Source organism: Brasilonema sennae CENA114 (assembly GCF_006968745.1).
Classification (GTDB): domain Bacteria; phylum Cyanobacteriota; class Cyanobacteriia; order Cyanobacteriales; family Nostocaceae; genus Brasilonema; species Brasilonema sennae.
Genome location: NZ_CP030118.1, coordinates 854,127 through 870,018 on the forward strand (window position 1 = coordinate 854,127; position 15,892 = coordinate 870,018).

The following is a 15,892-nucleotide window of genomic DNA, read 5'->3' on the forward strand; positions in this document are numbered from 1 at the left end:
TTATTAAACTATAAAGGGTTCATCATCTGGAAGACGCAATTGTTTACCCTTCATTGCCATTGTTAAGATTCCTGCAATCCCAGGTAAAAATCTGTATTCTTTTTGGGCATTGCTACATTGAATGACAATAGGATATGAAACAATTCCTTCTTTTCGCATTTGGAAGATGATATATTGGTTCTCTTTTTCAGCTATAATCATCCCTGGTATGAGATGTTTTTCTAGCACTTGAATCAAGGGCGTAGGTCGTATTGCTCCTCCTACTCCTAAACGTCGTTCAATACGGCAATTTTTGAAAGCAGTCAGTTTATTGAGTTCTGTATTGACAAATTCTTGCCAAGTATCAGGATAACTCAGACGAAAAACCAGTTCATAATTTTCCTTGGCACGACTAGTGACTTCTATAAGTTCTCCATTTGGAACAAATTCGTAGTGACGTAAGAGATGAATAGGATCGAGGCGTGTTTCTTCTGATTCATCTAAGAGATAACCATGAGGATCGCGAATTGGGAGACTTTCAAAGAAAGTATTTCTGAAAGAGAATAATGGTGCATAGCTGGTACTGAAAATCTCTGCAAATTCTTTTAAATCCTTTGCCGCTTCCTCATCTTGTTTGAATAGTCGTTCATAGTCATCTAAACTCACACGTCCTGCTTGTAAGTCATCCCAATCTTCAGGGTATTTAGCTTTAATGTAAGTTCTCACAAAAGCTTGACCACCAGGAGTAAATTTCCATTTGTTTTGGACATCTTTAAGCGAAGCTTTACTAAGGTTCTCAGCACCTCGTAAAACTTTTATCCTAAAGCGACAGTCATCCCAAGTACGGTTTCCTCCTAAAGTTGATTTTATTGTTTCAAAAAGCTGTGGGATGAGTTCTGCACCTGCTATATCCTGAAATGCTTCTTCAAGTTCTAATAATGGACGAGCAATTTCTAAAAACGCTTCCGAACGCCAGTATGCAAGCAAGAATGGTTTCTCTAAACAAGGAAGATTCTTCAATGTTTGTTCAAGTGCAATACGTCCTCCAGATATATCGAGGGAGGCTAAACCTTCTTCCCAAGCTATAGCTGGTAAATAAGCTATCGCTTCTGAGTTTATGTTAGTCTCACATTTACCCAAAACACGTCCGACTCTACCAATTCTTTGCCAAAATGCAGCACGATTACGGGCTGAAAAAATCAACCAATCTAAATTTTGTCGTGTTGGTGCAGGATTTCTTTCAAAGTTAAATCCAACATCTACAGTGCTAGTTGCCAAAATTATTTGACACTCCATTGCCCGTTGTCTATCTTTAAAAGGTGCAGGACCAGTCATGCGTCCGATATAATCAGTCAGTCCTTGCTTGTCCAACAACTCTTTGAGACGATTAATACTATCTAGAGAATCCAGAATGACTGCACCATTTTCTTTAGGTCTTTCGCGAAACCGTTGGACAACTTCAAACGCTAACTCTGCTAGCCACTCCTCCCTAGTATCAGGTTGTGGTCTTAATTCTAGATTGACTGTTGTTTGAGATGGTAAACTTTTACCATTACCAGTCTCTCCATCTATTCTGGCTATTCTCACAGCCTGCTTTTCTAAACTTTGCAGTGCTAATTCACAAGCTGGTTCTGGTGTAGCTGTTAGTAAAACAACCCGTCTTCCATACTTAAAAAAGCCAAAAAGATGGGAATAAGCGAGATAGAACAGCAACCCTACTAACTGTTTAGCATCATATAGATGAAATTCATCAAAAATGACTGTCCCAAACTTGGTGTAAAAACTACTGGCGATATTACTTCTATCTAGCTTATTGTAAGCGAAGAAAGTAGCGTAGTAAAAAATATCAGGGTTTGTCACTAATATAATTGGTTTATTTGCTCCTACTTCCGAAAATATAGTTGCAGGATTTCGCAAAACGTTATATAGTTTCTCTCCTGGTCGCTTACCCACTTTATCATCAGACCATGTTCTAATTTCTCTTGCCGAAGCAGATTTAATGACATGAGGTAAACCAGCTTCTTTTACAAACTTCTCTGCGGCTTCACGTTGCTGTTCTACCAAAGCATTAGTCGGGGCAATGTAGATAGCACTTTTCGTAGGTTGGTGCAATAAAACTGTGAATCCCGCTTTTGTTTTACCTGTACCTGTCGGTGCTAAATCAAGGATAATATCAACATCGCGAGATTTTTCAAAAACCTCAACTTGATGTTGAAGTGCATTGTTCATGAATGAAAGTTCATCGGGTAATGATGCACAGGCGAAAATACTACGAGGTTCAAGTTTAGTAACTAATCTTTGATTAACCATTGATTCTGCCTCTACCACAAAATTGTAAACCTGCTGGCACAACTATTTCACCCACTTGCCAAGCAGCACCCCGGAAATGAAGATTTTTAAGTATTGGTGCTGGAGGCATAGAAATTAAATCAAAAGACAATATTTCAGTCTGTGGTGGTAAATCAGCAACGTTCAAGTAAGCGCGAGTTTGGTAATTTCCTTCTGGTAATGGAATGACATCAAATGTCTCTAGAATATTGACTCTAACTTTGCTTAAAAATTTACCAACACGAATGTAGTCAGGTAATTCATAATTGCCAAAAACTAAAGTTTGGAATTTATTACCACGTTCAATCATCCGCAATCGTCCTGTCTGGGGAAAATTACTTGGTCTAAAGGAATTGGGTTTTTTCCCTTGGCGTTGTAATGGTAAATCTTCACGTGCTGTGGCGACTCGGTTATTAGTCATCGCGTACCAATAAGCATCAGAAAGGGCATTGAAACGTTCAAACCGGAAAGTCACTCGACCATGAGTAGGTGAGGCGGGTAATATATAGAATGTTTGTGCGATCGCCGCAAAATCTTCTTTGTAGGTAGGTCGTCCTGTAGCCTGTCCTTGGAGACGATAAGGGGAATTAACCAAACCCAAAGCATAGGTTAAAGCATAATTCCCAATCGTCCCCTCAGTGTAGTAGGTATCCGACAACTCCCTGGAGGCAAAAAAGATTGGTTCTAAACACAGCAACTCCACAAGCTTTGCCTGCTGAAAAGGAATTGTTAACATAACCTAACTCTCTACTTCAACTGCTGCTTTTTTACCTTTGCTTTTGCCTTTTTTAGACTCAGCAGGAACTTGACGGAAAAGTTCGTAAGATTGACTTAAGCGCTTTAAAAATTTATCCCGTTCTTCTTCTGACCAATGATTATCGACATCAGTCATTACACTTGCTAATTCTTCATCAGATAAATGCACAGAAACGCCTCGCTTACTCTTCCATGTTGAAAGCACTTCTTTAGCTTTTTCTATCAAACGCTTGAAAAGCTTGAGGAAATCGCCCGTAGCCTTGATATTCTATGGGGAAAAGAACCCAGTATTTCCGGCCTAATAGTAGCCATTGCTGAACAAACGTTGGAACTTGGTAAGCCCTTTACTCTTGATTCCAACCAGGTTAACGCTTTGCAACAAGCAATAAAAGCCTTAAATGATATAGGTCGTATTGGAGAAGCTCAAACTGTACTTGCACTTTTACTAGAGCGAGGTAATCTCGAACCGCCCTTGCGTCAGTCTCTCATGAAACAAATTAGCCAATCTACTCAAGGGTGGCGAATTCAAATTGAAGATTGGATGAAAAAGCAACAGCCGTTTTACATTCTCTACCGGAATTCTCAAGGTCAAGAACTGGAATACACAGTTCGTCATGCGGAACCTCGCTCCTTTGATAACCGCTTTTACCTCCTCATCTGGTGCGAAGAAACCCATGATGTAGAAAATGATATTCCCGAATTGCCAGAACTTTGGCACAACCGCTGTTTAACCTATAACAGCATTAAGTCAGCTGTACCTATTAATCGAAATTGGCGAGGGAAACTAGATTATCTAGAAGTGCAATTACACTTTTATGGTTGGTTGAAAAAAAGCTATCAACCCAAAGATGATGACGTTGGTGATGAAATCATTGGAGATGTGCGTCAAGTGGTACGGCGAGTTGCAAATCCTTTTTGGCTGATTAGGGAAGTTGCGCGTTATTGGGATGAATGCGTGATTGTGTCACCTGAAAGTATGCGCGATCGCTTTAAGCATAAACTCCGTAACCTTTGTCAGTTATATGATATTGAAACAAAGCATTGACAGTATCGCCAAACTCAAAGTAAGTTTCTCAACGTCGTCGGTTGACTAAACTTTAGTCCAAACCAGATCCAAAAGTACTGCGGTATGGGGAAGATTGTGTAGTGGTGTCGCCTGATTCAGTGCGATAAGCCGGAGGCTTGACGCTACGCGTATCGCTCGTCAAAGAAAAACTCAAAACCCTCTGTCAGCATTACAATCTGGAAGTTTCTTCCTAAGCCGTTACAAACGTCCTTTTAGGGTCAAAATAATCTAGAATTCGTCTAACTTATTAATCAGCTCTCTATGACTCATCAGAAAAGTGATGCTAAAGAATCCCCAGAATCGTCGCGAGGATGGCGAACTTTACGGGAAAATCTTATCTTGATTGCGATCGCCTTATGCTTAGCACTCTTAATTAGGACTTTTGTTGCAGAACCCCGCTACATTCCCTCGGACTCGATGTTACCAACGTTGTATAAGGGCGATCGCCTGGTTGTGGAAAAAATTTCTTCTTTGTTTCATCCTCCACAATTTGGCGATATCGTTGTTTTTCAGCCACCAGAAGAATTACAACATCGAGGATATCCCAAAGACCAAGCTTTCATTAAGCGTATTATTGGCACTCCTGGAAAGAAAGTGAGTATCGCAGGTGGAAAGGTTTACATTGATGGGCAACCAATACAAGAAGATTATATAGCTGAGCCACCAATTTTACCAATGAAAGAGCGGCAAGTTCCTCCTGGCGAATTCTTTGTTATGGGAGATAACCGCAACGATAGTAACGATTCCCGTTACTGGGGGTTTTTACCCAAAGAAAATATTATTGGTCGGGCAGTGTTCCGCTTTTGGCCTTTTAATAGGATTGGGGTGATTTAATTGTAAAGACGTAGCATCGCTACGTCTAGATTAAAATCGTAGGTAGTACATAAGCTGGGTAATAGTCTCACCCGAAAGATTTAACCTTTGCTGAAAATCAACTAAGTTAAGATAAGCTCCCGCTAAACTGCGATTTTCAACTACTGCTTGCGCCAGGGATAAATCAATAAATGGCACTTTTGTTAGAGTTTCAATTGTTGCCGTGTTAGGGTTGATTTTATGGCTACCAAGAACTAAAGATTCATCATCGTAATAACTGAAATTCAGAATTGGCTTGAGTGGCTCTAGCCTTTGTACTGGTAAACTTAAGGCTGCGGCAATATCTTCAATACAGTAAAATTTGACACCAGCGCGAGAAAGTTGTACAAGCGATCGCGCTTGGTGAATCGATAACCCTGGTAGCCGTAACCAATCATCAACAGTTGCTTGATTGGCATCAATGTGGATACCAAATTGGGCGGCGATCGCAATTTCTTCTGCTGATTGTAGTCGATAATATGGGTCGTTCTGTAACTTATAGCGTAGTTTTTGTAACTTAGAGTTTAAAGGTAGCCAATTTTTCATAGTGTTCCTTGGTTTAGGAAATATGCTCTAGCAACTGGCGGCGCTTTTGCTCAAATTCATACTCAGAAATCAATCCATCTTGACGTAAACTTTCTAACTCCCGTAAGCCTTGAGCAACCGTACTAACTTGATTGCTGGCGAACTGTGAGTTTTTGATGGCTGATTTACCTAAATTAAAATGACGGTCAAAAGCTTCTTCGTCTTGCGCTAAAAACCAAACTCCTTCAATAGCACTCGCTACCTTGGGAATGGGTGTCCAAGAAAGCAACACATAAAGCACACCCCAAAGTGGCTGTCCTAGATAAAACTTATGTAATCCGGAAATTGTCACTGTACCAGACAAAGCTAAAATAGCGGCAATGCTCCGGCTTTTTCGTTGATTAAACATAACTAAAGCACCATAATAAACTCAGCATTGCTGTTATAGTAACTGAATCCTATCTGATGAACTACTCCGACAAAGACTATGCCTGCCCCACGCCTAATACCGTTTGATTTTAAGATTAATACAAATGGGGAGGACGCGAGCACAGGGGAAACAAGAAGCATAGCAAGGAAGTCGCATTACCTTGTATGAACTTGGAGTTTTCAATTTTAAGTTGCGCAAGTCAAGTGTTGAAATTGCGGTAACAAACCGTACTCAAACCGAAGTTTCTTTTCTAGATTATGTCCCTAAACTATAATAAGCAAAGGGCATCAATTTAGAGAGCTACTGAGTCTGAACACTCAGTGGGGTGTAATCAAGATGGGATTTTTTGATTCTGACATAATTCAGCAAGAAGCCAAGCAACTGTTTGAAGACTATCAAGCACTTATCAAACTTGGCGGTAACTATGGCAAATTTGACCGCGATGGCAAAAAGCTGTTTATTGAGCAGATGGAAGCCATGATGGATCGCTATCGGGTTTTTATGAAGCGTTTTGAGCTATCAGAAGATTTCATGGCACAAATGACTGTAGAGCAACTTAAGACACAGTTAAGTCAGTTTGGTGTAACTCCGCAACAAATGTTTGACCAAATGGATCTCACTCTACAGCGGATGAAAAAGGAACTAGAACAACAATCATAAAACTTCGTGCGATCGTGTGGAAAGCCTGCCCTCATTGCCGTGAGCAAATACCTCACTGAAGTTTTTAATATCGATTAGGGTAATTCCCAGTTCTCTCAACTTAGCTGCAATTTGTTAACGCTGTTGCCGTTCACTTTGGGCTACTTTTCGTTGAGTTTGGTAGCGAGTACCATTTTGTTATAGCAGTGTAATATTTTTCTCTGAATATCCCCTTTTTGCATGTCATATTACTGATGTCATTGATTCTCCCCTGCTCCCGTTCGGACGTTCGGCGAAGCTATCTCCTGAGCCCTGAGTCCCAAAGGGACACGCTGCGCGTTCGCCCTCTGGGCGTGCGCTTTGCGCATACGGGCACGGCTTGAGGCCGAACGGAGACGCTACGCGAACGACGCCTAAAGCTTCCGCTCAGTCGAGCCGCTGACGCTTTAGGCGTTGCCTGTTAAGCATGTTTTATTGAAAGCAAAAATGAAGAGTTTGGAATTGACACCAAACTCCTCAATGTTAACTATGTTAACTTTCTTAACTTTAATTTGATTTAGGTCGAGGAAACTGGTAAGGCGACTTGAATTGCTCCACAGGTACATCCTTAAGCGCCTTCATCATAAAATTGCGCCAAATTGGAGCAACCATAGTCCCGCCCGTCGCACCACTAGCTAAACTTCTGTTATCATCTCGACCAACCCAAACAGCAGTTGTTAATTGAGGTACGGTTCCGACAAACCAAATATCTTTCTCAGAGGAAGTTGTTCCTGTCTTACCAGCTGCTGGGCGATCTATTGCAGCATGTTTACCAGTGCCTCCATTAATGACAGCGCGCATGATATCAATAGTTGCTGCTGATGCCCACGGATCGAGAGCTTGTACGGGTTTAGGGGTGTTGTCAAGTAATATGTTACCACCACTATCTGTCACACGGGCAATAATTGTCGTTGGAGACTGCCAGCCATAGTTGGCAAAGGTAGCATAAGCACCTGCCATCTCCAACGGCGTGACACCAATAGCACCCAATGGCAGAGAAGTGACTGGTTCCATGGGACTCATAATACCTAAGGTGCGGCAGGTTTCGACAACCTTATTCATTCCCACAGCTTTACCAAGCTTAATGACGGGAACGTTACGAGATTGCATCAACGCATAGCGGATTGACATTGCTCCCCCATACCCACCATCGTAGTTGCGTGGGTAGTACCATCCGTCACCATCTCGATAACCCACAGGGGTATCGTAGACTGTTGTCTCTGGACCGTACCTACCAGTTGCAAAGGCAGTGTAGTAAACAAACGGTTTAAAAGCAGAGCCAGGTTGCCGTAAAGCTTGAGTTGCACGGTTAAACTCACTGGTTTTAGAATCTACGCCACCTACCAGAGCTTTGACAAAATGTGTACGGGGATCAATGGCAACCAGAGCAATTTGGTTTCTAGATAACCCTTGCCCCCTCAAAATATCATGCCAATTTTTGACAGTCTCCTCCGCCATGTTTTGGAACTTGGTATCAACCGTGGTTTGAATTCGCATTCCACCCTTAAGCAGCGCCTCACGACCAAACTTTTTGGCGATTTCGTGCGCTACAGCGTTTGTCACGTAAGGCAAGGCGCTTCCTTGGAAAGACTTAATTTTACCGAGTTTGATTGGTTGTTTGAGGGCTTTATCGTACTCTTCCTGTGTAATCCAGCCCAATTCCTTCATTCGACCTAAAACTATTTTCTGCTGCTCTTTTGCCTTATTCATGTGAATGAAGGGGCTATAGTCTTCCGGCGCTTGGATTAAACCAGCCATCATCGCTGACTCAGCCAAGTTTAAATTTTCTGCTGACTTGTTAAAGTAACTGCGTGCTGCTGTTTGTACACCATAGTTGTTATGACCCCAATAAACTTGGTTGAGGTACATTTCTAAAATTTGGTCTTTGGTAAGAATTTGCTCCAAGCGAATTGCCAGTACTGCCTCGGCTATTTTACGGGTAAAGGCACGCTTGTGAGACAAGAATAAGTTTTTCACTAACTGCATGGAGATGGTTGAACCACCCTCTCGCACGCCGCCTGCTGACCAGTTGGTGACTACTGCACGTCCAACGCCTTTGGGATTAATTCCGTGGTGATAGTAGAAGTCGCTATCTTCACTCGCTAATACTGCTCGCTTGAGATCTGGAGAAATTCTATCTAATGGCATTACTTCACGGTTGGCTTCTCCGTGAATACTCGTTAACAGTTTACCTTTGATGTCATAGATATAAGTTGTTTCTGATGGCAAGAAGCTGCGTAACTGTCTTACATCTGGCAAGTTGCGGAAACTCACCGCTAAGCCAACGAGTCCTCCCGCTACAATAGAACTTGTCAGCATCGTGGCGGAAAGTAGAGTACCGCCAGCTACCTGGCCGACTCCTTTAAGAAACTCAAAACCTGAGCCAGACGCTCGAGGTTGTGGCTGCTTATCTTCAAAAGTCCTTGACGACACGGTGGTTTTACTTCCTCACTAGTAAATATATAGTGTAATGTCTTGGATCAAGCAAGGCGGTTAATTTTTTGCAATGATATTAGTTTGGCAAACGAAAGTCATACAAATTGTCAGTGACCATAACCAATCCTACTTTGATAGTGCAAAGCATAGTTAACAGTCAATCTCCTAGTAGTATGACGCAGGATTTTTCTTGGCTGCGTCGTGGTATTGTTGAAATTTTCCCACAACCGACTGATTCTGATACTCACGTTGAAAGTTTAGAAAAGCGTTTAGCAACAACTGAGCGACCTCTAAGGGTGAAATTGGGAATTGATCCAACGGGTAGCGATATTCATCTCGGTCACAGTATACCAGTACGAAAACTACGAGCGTTTCAAGATGCTGGTCATACGGCAGTACTGATTATTGGCGATTTTACTGCTCGCATTGGTGATCCGACAGGAAAATCTGAGGTACGTCGCCAACTTACGGAAGAAGATGTGGCGCGAAACGCCCAGACTTACCTTGAGCAGGTGCGACCTATTTTAGATTTTGATACACCAGGCAGGTTGGAGATACGTTACAACTCAGAATGGCTCTCCAAGTTGAACCTGGGCAAAATTTTGGAGTTACTCTCGACAATGACAGTAGGGCAGATGCTCGCTAAGGAGGGTTTTGCTGAGCGCTATAAAAAAGAGAATCCTATTTTCCTTCATGAGTTCCTGTACCCCCTGATGCAGGGCTATGATTCTGTTGCTATTGAGGCAGATGTGGAATTAGGAGGGACAGACCAAAAATTTAATCTTGCTGTCGGGCGGGATTTACAACGCCATTTTGGGCAAAAACCACAGTACGGAGTACTGCTGCCAATTTTAATTGGCTTAGATGGTGTACAAAAAATGTCTAAGTCTTTAGGTAATTATGTGGGTTTGTTAGAACACCAAACTCAAAAGTACCAAAAGCTGCAACAAGTTCCTGACAATCTGCTGAAAGATTATTTTACACTACTTACGGATTTGTCATTGGAGCAGCTACCGGAAAATCCACGCGATCGCCAAAAACTCCTAGCACAAGAAATTGTGAGACAATATCACGGTGAACAAGCTATCAAGGAGATTGAGGCGGGTGACGTCCCAGAGTTTTCCCTCGCTGATGTGCAGTTTCCAGCAAAGCTGTCATACCTGCTGAATGTCAGTGGCTTGTGCAAAAGTGGCGGGGAAGGTAAACGCAAAATTCAAGAAGGTGGGGTGCGCTTAGATGGCGATCGCATCACCGATATTGAAACCACTTTCACTGACAAGAGTGAATTGCAAGGACGTGTTTTGCAGCTGGGAAAAAACAAGTTTGTCCGACTGATACCGTAGAGGAGAAAAGCTGATGAACGCCCAAGAGCAAATAATCCTACCTCTGGATGTAGCGGATGAACAAGCGGCGATCGCCCTTATCGAACAGCTTGAGTCAGTCACTTTCTTTAAGGTGGGCTTGGAGTTATTTACAAGCACAGGACCAAAAATTCTGGAGGTGCTAAAATCTCGGCAGAAACGTATTTTCTTGGATTTGAAGTTTCACGATATCCCCAACACTGTCGCTGGTGCTTGTCGTGCGGCTGCTCGTTATGGCGTTGATTTATTGACACTTCATGCTACGTGTGGTAAAGAAGCTTTGAAAGCAGCAGCTGAAGCGGTACAAGCAGGAGCAGCAGATGCGGGTGTGAAACCGCCTAAGTTAATTGCGATTACGCTGTTGACGAGTCTTTCTTCCAGACAGTTGGCGTTTGAGTTGAAAATACCTCTAGAATTACCAGAATATACTTTGGAGATGGCTCTAATGGCTCAAGAGATGGGTTTAGATGGGGCTGTTTGCTCTCCTGTTGAGGTGGCGCAACTGCGACAAAGTTGTGGAGATGATTTTTTGCTGGTTTGTCCGGGGGTACGTCCAACTTGGGCGCAAAAAGGTGATCAGGCGCGATCGCTCACTCCTGCACAAGCTTTGGCTGCAGGAGCAAATTACCTCGTCATTGGGCGTCCTATCACCGCAGCGGCTGATCCAGAGTTAGCTTGGAAAAGGATTTGTGAGGAATTAGTGGCGGTGACATGAACTCAGGAGTGAAAAACAAAAATAAAAGCTTGTGGCTTCTTTGTTGTGTCTTCTGGCTATTATCAAATGCTCTAGATACCCCAGTACAAGCTAAAAAAATCACTCCCAACCCCTCCACCCAATCGGAGGGGAAACCGATTGATCCTAATAGGTTTTCTTGCTCAAACCAAAATCTAGAAACACTAACGACTCAACTCTTGCAAGATTTACCAAATTATGCGAATAGAGCAAGTCAACGCGCCCGTCGCTTGAGCAGGGCAACTGACGTTTATAGTTATATGGTAGTGGCGGGAAGACCTGAGTTTACACCGCTACCTCTTGATCCTAGTGGATACACGGCAGATTCAGTAAAAACTGCTTCCGAAAAAGTAGAGCAAGTTTTTTTTACGACTTTAGAGCGACAATATACTGCAGGCAAACCAGTTCAATTACAGGAATTCCACTGGCTGTTTCTCACAAAAACAAAAAGTGATTGGCGTTTTGTGATGATGTTTTCCCAAATTGGTTCGTTTCCCAAGAATCAGCCACCGACACCGCCGCGAGATAGTAGTGATGGTGTCGTTGCTCAAGCAGTTGTTGCTTGGTTACGAGATTGTCAAGCCGGAAGTGTGCGTGTGCGTTCTCGGAGTTTGAAAGGTTCGTCTCAAAAGCCGCCACCATCACAACCGCCGCCACCGCCATCACCGCCTCCACTGTCGCAACCGCCACCAGAGTCATAGTTGCTACCGCTGTCATGTCCCCCAGCGTCGCCACCGAACCAACCACTGTCGCTGCTAGCACCGTCATGTCCTCCAGCATCGCCAGTGTACCCACTGCTGTCGCTGCTACCACTAGAACGCTTATGGGTTTTGCGTTTCTTAATGCTTTCATCATCTTCCATGAATAACCATTTCAACATAAGCCTTCTCCTTTGCAATAGTGCGTGACTGTATGCTCAACCATCTGCGCCAGATTGGGGAATACCTGATAGATGGAGGATGGTTATTTAGCTACCAATTGAAGCGACAGCATTCCGGATTTTCTGCCAAACTTTTGCTCAAACACCAAATACTTACCAGCTACTGGTTTTTATGGATTTCATCAAACTTAGCACGCACTGCTTGTATATCCTGCCACGTTAACCACTTAGGCTTGCCGACTTCACGGGATTGGTTACGTAGCAAATAAGACGGGTGAAAAATTGGCATACACAAACGCCCATCCCACTCCATCCACTCTCCACGAATTTTGGAAATTGCGCGCTTATCACCAGTTAACCCTTTAACAGCCGTTGCACCTACAAAAAGAATAATTTTTGGATCAACCAGGCGAATTTGTTCCAATAAATAAGGCTTGCAAGCGTCCATTTCTTCAATGGTAGGAACTCGGTTATCAGGAGGTCTACACTTGTTGATATTACAGATATAAACGTCAGTTTCAGTGTCTAATTTTACTGATGCCAAAATTTTCTCTAACAGCTGTCCTGCTTTGCCAACAAAGGGTAAGCCAGTTTCATCTTCAGTTTGACCTGGTGCTTCCCCCACAACCATAATTGGTGCTTTAAGATTACCCCTTCCAACAACAGCATGAGTACGTGTCTTTCCCAATCCACAACGGTGACACTGGTTGCAATGCTGTGCCAATTCCGTCATATTGGCATAGGTTCCAGTCGGAATGGGAATTTTCGCGTCTTTAGGAATCAGCTCTTTTTGGTCATTCGAGTCAATACTTGAATCCTCGAAGAGACTGAGTTGTTGTTCGTTACTCATGTGTGGGTTTTATCACCAAGAATGTCAGGGCAGCGGATTGAATTAAGAATTGGTATTACAATTGTATTTGTGCTGGTTTAACAACGACACGACCATTTTCCACAACAGTGCAATTTTTAGACATACTCTTGCAGTTGTCAAGTGGAGTATCAATACATTGCATTTGTCCAGACTGCGTTTTATGGTTATAATTGTTTTGCTCTTGTTGTTGAATCAGACTAACAGCACAACAAGCAGAAGTGGTTAACAACATTTCAAGTACTTTTACCTCTATATACTATTATCGCTCGTAATGGTTGTATTTTTACGAGAAATAAGTAAGTATCTCAAATAAAATATTAAACCTCACCACCTTTGCTTTTAATGACGCAAAAATCTTTCCCTCTATAGTTACTAGAGGTGACACACTCTCCATCTATGTCATCCACCTTTGCTTTTAATGACGCAAAAATCTTTCCCTCTCCTTGATAAGGAGAGCCAGTGCGTTGCGGAGCCAGTGCTGAAGACGGGTTTCCCGTCGCAGGCATCTGGCGTTGGGGTTCCCCCAAAGTCTGCCGGGGGAAGCTTCCCCCGGCGAGCTTTGACCGTTGTAGCACCTGGCGTGAGGGATGCCCGATAGGGCAGGGTGAGGTTTTCCCAGATTTTTGGATGATTCTATGACTTGTGTGTACACCGTCGCTCACAAGTTCTACTCCCACTTTTTCAAAGCCTTAACGCTTGGGCAGCTGTAAACCACTACGTTCTAGCATTTGCCGCACTTCAGGGCTAGGGCTGTAATTATAGCCAAAAGAGGAGCGCTCTGAATCATCTACAATCTGAGGCGTTAGCAATACAATCACCTCATTACGTTCGTTAGTTTTGTTTGTTCTTCTAAAGAGTGAACCAAGAAGCGGAATATCACCCAATATAGGAACCTTAGAGACACTTACTCGCTCTGAATCTTGAATAATACCACTGAGAATTAATGTCTGACCATCACGCAGACGAATTAAGCCAGAATTAAGAGCACGCTTAGAAACTAAAAATATTCTTTGGCTACCACTCGAACCTAAGTTAATTTCAGCTGGAGCCTGAGGAGCTGCAATAGTGGGAGCTACTGAGAGAGATACAAAACCATTGTCATCAATCCGTTCAATTTTAACAGCCAGGGTTAAACCTACTTGTTCTTTATCCGCTGCAATTGTTTCTGTGGCAAAATTCTGATCGCGAACGATTTGCCTTTTTATATTACCTACTACTTCCTGAGTCAGGTTAATACTTGCGCTTTGACCTTCTTGAACAATTAAGGTGGGGTCAGTCAAAATCTTGGCGTTACCATTTTGTACTTGAGCTTGTAAGTTAACAAGCAAACGTCTAGGAAACTTAAGCGGATTTTCTGGCAATGGGTTTTTGATTGTTGGAGAACTAGATACACTTCCACTCACTTCAGAACTCGTAGCTGGTCTAGAACCGCCAAAATTGAGAACTGCTGCACCGCCATCATTAGTAAAGAAGTTGTTACCAATGCCAAACGAAAAGCTAGTGTTAAAGTCTTTTGTGTTCAGTAAATTAACATCGACAATTTTGACGTTAACGACAACTTGCCGACGGCGGATATCAAGCTGAGTTAGTTGAGATGTCGCCATTTCAACTTGCCTGGGAGAACCAATTAAAGTAATGGAATTAGTGCGTTCGTCTCCTAGTGCTTGTAAACCTCGGAGTAAGGGTGTTGAATATTTGGAGTCATCAAGACTTAAACGTTCAATTTTGGTTTCTGTTGTCGTCTGACTTTGGGTGAGGGGGTTGACAGTACCACCCACAGGTACAGCACTAACACTAGTCACTTGACGTTCGCGGCTGACTGCACTTTCTGCCCCTAAACCAACCAAAAAGTTTAATGCTGTGTCCACCTTTGCCTGATTGAGTCGCACACTACGTACAATTACATCACGAACGGCATTAGGCAGTTTCGTTCCAACAAAAATTGTCCGTCCTCTGCGGTTTGCTTCAAGACCACTCAGACGCAAGACATAGTTAAAAACATCTTGAACTGACTCGTTTTCTATATCCAGCGAGATTGTTGGTCCATCACTCCTAGTAGTACTTTGCTGTCCAGAAGAAGCTTGTTCTGATGTCTGTGTTCCCGTGAAAGCCAGGTTAAGACCAGCAGCACGAGTCAGCAGTGACAAAACCTCACGTACCGGGGCTTCTCGCAATACCAAGCGAGACACCCGTTCTTGAGTTCCCAAGTCAATGTTGCTAAAAGAAGCATCGAGATTGGAGATAGCAATATCACCTACAGGTGGTGCGATCGCTTTTGGCAAGATAGGCGAAGTTTGGTTCGTATCTAAACCTGGTGCTGCTGGTTGCGTAGGTTGAGGTGAGGGAGAAACAGGGGACGCAGTTTGTATTGGTACTGTTTGTGGCGTAGTCGTCCTCGCCTGTCTTGGCTGTGTTGAGGTAAAGCCCAGAATAATGTTATTCTGCTGTCGCACCACGGGTTCACTGTTGGGGGCGCTGCTGGTTCCGGTAACTATCACCTGAATGCTATTGGCATCAAGCTGATGAATTGTCACTGAAGCAATTCCGGAAGCTGGATTATCTTGACGGAAAGTATTTCCTTTTGGTAAACGTAATTGAGTGTTAATAATACCTACGACTAAAGCGTTACCTTTTTTTGTCGTAATTTTTGTTGTAACAATTTGTGGGCGCGAAGCCAAAGCAGTTTTCAATATGACGTTAATTCCAGCATCAACTGGACTTAGCTGCACTCCAGTAATTTGAGTAGTCTGTGCCCATACTGGTTGATCTGCCAAAACAATCATTGCAGCTGCACCTAATACAAAACTACTAGCACTAGCGTGAAGCTGTTTCACAGTTTATTCCTCACAATTGAAAAACCTAACAAGAAAACTTTGCTTGTCCTGTGCTTTGGATCAAAGCGATTTGAGCTTTTGGCAGCTAAGCTCTTAGCATAGCTTTCTCGACAATCAACACAACTACGTTGATATATTTCCTTATAATTGTTCAAAATGAACA

General features: G+C 42.9%; 17 protein-coding genes. 6 read left to right on the top strand and 11 right to left on the bottom strand.

What is annotated here, in order from left to right:
- Positions 1–3: 3 nt before the first annotated feature.
- From cas3 to DP114_RS03620, 3 genes are read right to left on the bottom strand one after another with little or no spacing between them, the layout of a single operon-like run.
- Positions 4–2,289 (bottom strand): type I-D CRISPR-associated helicase Cas3', encoded by a 2,286-nt coding sequence (gene cas3, locus DP114_RS03610; protein WP_169267763.1) that lies wholly within the window; start codon positions 2,287–2,289, stop codon positions 4–6.
- Positions 2,282–3,043: a type I-D CRISPR-associated protein Cas5/Csc1 gene (gene cas5d / locus DP114_RS03615; RefSeq protein WP_169267762.1), complete on the bottom strand. Its 762-nt coding sequence runs from the start codon at positions 3,041–3,043 to the stop codon at positions 2,282–2,284. Before cas5d ends, cas3 begins: the two co-directional genes overlap by 8 nt.
- Before the next feature lie 3 nt (positions 3,044–3,046).
- Positions 3,047–3,289: a Clp protease/crotonase-like domain-containing protein gene (locus DP114_RS03620; RefSeq protein ID WP_169267761.1), complete on the bottom strand. Its 243-nt coding sequence runs from the start codon at positions 3,287–3,289 to the stop codon at positions 3,047–3,049.
- A gap of 99 nt (positions 3,290–3,388) precedes the next feature.
- Here DP114_RS03620 and DP114_RS03625 point away from each other — a divergent pair, with 99 nt between their 5' ends.
- A complete protein-coding gene (locus DP114_RS03625) occupies positions 3,389–4,108 on the top strand; it encodes a transcriptional regulator (RefSeq protein WP_248277377.1) in 720 nt (239 codons plus the stop codon).
- Positions 4,109–4,390: 282 nt separating this feature from the next.
- Positions 4,391–4,963 carry a signal peptidase I gene (gene lepB / locus DP114_RS03630; protein WP_169267760.1) on the top strand — a complete coding sequence of 191 codons (573 nt, stop codon included), beginning with the start codon at positions 4,391–4,393 and terminating at the stop codon, positions 4,961–4,963.
- Between the two features lie 30 nt (positions 4,964–4,993).
- Here lepB and DP114_RS03635 read toward each other — a convergent pair whose 3' ends face one another.
- Together DP114_RS03635 and DP114_RS03640 are read right to left on the bottom strand one after the other, a co-directional pair.
- Positions 4,994–5,527, bottom strand: coding sequence for a ComEA family DNA-binding protein (locus tag DP114_RS03635; protein WP_171975471.1), 534 nt, complete (start codon positions 5,525–5,527; stop codon positions 4,994–4,996).
- Positions 5,528–5,540: 13 nt separating this feature from the next.
- On the bottom strand, positions 5,541–5,915 hold the full coding sequence (locus tag DP114_RS03640) for an NINE protein (protein WP_171975472.1): 375 nt from the start codon (positions 5,913–5,915) through the stop codon (positions 5,541–5,543).
- A gap of 357 nt (positions 5,916–6,272) precedes the next feature.
- Between DP114_RS03640 and DP114_RS03645 the strand changes: the two genes are divergently transcribed.
- On the top strand, positions 6,273–6,596 hold the full coding sequence (locus DP114_RS03645; protein WP_169267757.1) for a DUF1825 family protein: 324 nt from the start codon (positions 6,273–6,275) through the stop codon (positions 6,594–6,596).
- Positions 6,597–7,121: 525 nt separating this feature from the next.
- On the opposite strand, the gene DP114_RS03650 is transcribed toward DP114_RS03645, so the two are convergent.
- On the bottom strand, positions 7,122–9,047 hold the full coding sequence (locus tag DP114_RS03650) for a transglycosylase domain-containing protein (protein WP_169267756.1): 1,926 nt from the start codon (positions 9,045–9,047) through the stop codon (positions 7,122–7,124).
- A gap of 176 nt (positions 9,048–9,223) precedes the next feature.
- Here DP114_RS03650 and tyrS point away from each other — a divergent pair, with 176 nt between their 5' ends.
- From tyrS to DP114_RS03665, 3 genes are read left to right on the top strand one after another with little or no spacing between them, the layout of a single operon-like run.
- Entirely contained in the window at positions 9,224–10,393 is a 1,170-nt protein-coding gene (gene tyrS, locus DP114_RS03655; RefSeq protein ID WP_171978111.1) for a tyrosine--tRNA ligase, read from the top strand.
- Between the two features lie 13 nt (positions 10,394–10,406).
- The gene (pyrF, locus tag DP114_RS03660; protein ID WP_171975473.1) at positions 10,407–11,126 is read left to right on the top strand and encodes an orotidine-5'-phosphate decarboxylase; all 720 of its coding nucleotides are present in this window, start codon (positions 10,407–10,409) and stop codon (positions 11,124–11,126) included.
- Positions 11,123–11,845 (top strand): hypothetical protein, encoded by a 723-nt coding sequence (locus tag DP114_RS03665; protein ID WP_171975474.1) that lies wholly within the window; start codon positions 11,123–11,125, stop codon positions 11,843–11,845. Before pyrF ends, DP114_RS03665 begins: the two co-directional genes overlap by 4 nt.
- Here the strand turns inward: DP114_RS03665 and DP114_RS03670 are convergent.
- The 5 genes from DP114_RS03670 to DP114_RS03690 all read right to left on the bottom strand — a co-directional run bounded on the left by DP114_RS03670 (position 11,770) and on the right by DP114_RS03690 (position 15,729).
- Positions 11,770–12,024, bottom strand: coding sequence for a hypothetical protein (locus DP114_RS03670; protein WP_169267750.1), 255 nt, complete (start codon positions 12,022–12,024; stop codon positions 11,770–11,772). The two genes, DP114_RS03665 and DP114_RS03670, sit on opposite strands and share 76 nt — an antisense overlap.
- Positions 12,025–12,184: 160 nt before the next feature.
- Positions 12,185–12,874 carry a uracil-DNA glycosylase gene (locus tag DP114_RS03675; protein WP_171975475.1) on the bottom strand — a complete coding sequence of 230 codons (690 nt, stop codon included), beginning with the start codon at positions 12,872–12,874 and terminating at the stop codon, positions 12,185–12,187.
- A 55-nt stretch (positions 12,875–12,929) separates the two neighbouring features.
- On the bottom strand, positions 12,930–13,127 hold the full coding sequence (locus DP114_RS03680) for a hypothetical protein (protein WP_169267752.1): 198 nt from the start codon (positions 13,125–13,127) through the stop codon (positions 12,930–12,932).
- An 85-nt stretch (positions 13,128–13,212) separates the two neighbouring features.
- Positions 13,213–13,557, bottom strand: coding sequence for a hypothetical protein (locus tag DP114_RS03685; protein ID WP_171975476.1), 345 nt, complete (start codon positions 13,555–13,557; stop codon positions 13,213–13,215).
- 27 nt (positions 13,558–13,584) lie between these two features.
- On the bottom strand, positions 13,585–15,729 hold the full coding sequence (locus DP114_RS03690) for a type IV pilus secretin family protein (RefSeq protein WP_171975477.1): 2,145 nt from the start codon (positions 15,727–15,729) through the stop codon (positions 13,585–13,587).
- Between the last annotated feature and the right edge of the window lie 163 nt (positions 15,730–15,892).

Bases quoted from the DNA above. Each gene is read 5' to 3' on its own strand.
- DP114_RS03640 (WP_171975472.1), bottom strand. From the start codon at position 5,915: ATGTTTAATCAACGAAAAAGCCGGAGCATTGCCGCTATTTTAGCTTTG.
- DP114_RS03645 (WP_169267757.1), top strand. From the start codon at position 6,273: ATGGGATTTTTTGATTCTGACATAATTCAGCAAGAAGCCAAGCAACTG.
- DP114_RS03665 (WP_171975474.1), top strand. From the start codon at position 11,123: ATGAACTCAGGAGTGAAAAACAAAAATAAAAGCTTGTGGCTTCTTTGT.
- DP114_RS03670 (WP_169267750.1), bottom strand. From the start codon at position 12,024: ATGTTGAAATGGTTATTCATGGAAGATGATGAAAGCATTAAGAAACGC.
- cas3 (WP_169267763.1), bottom strand. From the start codon at position 2,289: ATGGTTAATCAAAGATTAGTTACTAAACTTGAACCTCGTAGTATTTTC.
- DP114_RS03635 (WP_171975471.1), bottom strand. From the start codon at position 5,527: ATGAAAAATTGGCTACCTTTAAACTCTAAGTTACAAAAACTACGCTAT.
- DP114_RS03680 (WP_169267752.1), bottom strand. From the start codon at position 13,127: ATGTTGTTAACCACTTCTGCTTGTTGTGCTGTTAGTCTGATTCAACAA.
- tyrS (WP_171978111.1), top strand. From the start codon at position 9,224: ATGACGCAGGATTTTTCTTGGCTGCGTCGTGGTATTGTTGAAATTTTC.
- cas5d (WP_169267762.1), bottom strand. From the start codon at position 3,043: ATGTTAACAATTCCTTTTCAGCAGGCAAAGCTTGTGGAGTTGCTGTGT.
- DP114_RS03675 (WP_171975475.1), bottom strand. From the start codon at position 12,874: ATGAGTAACGAACAACAACTCAGTCTCTTCGAGGATTCAAGTATTGAC.
- lepB (WP_169267760.1), top strand. From the start codon at position 4,391: ATGACTCATCAGAAAAGTGATGCTAAAGAATCCCCAGAATCGTCGCGA.
- pyrF (WP_171975473.1), top strand. From the start codon at position 10,407: ATGAACGCCCAAGAGCAAATAATCCTACCTCTGGATGTAGCGGATGAA.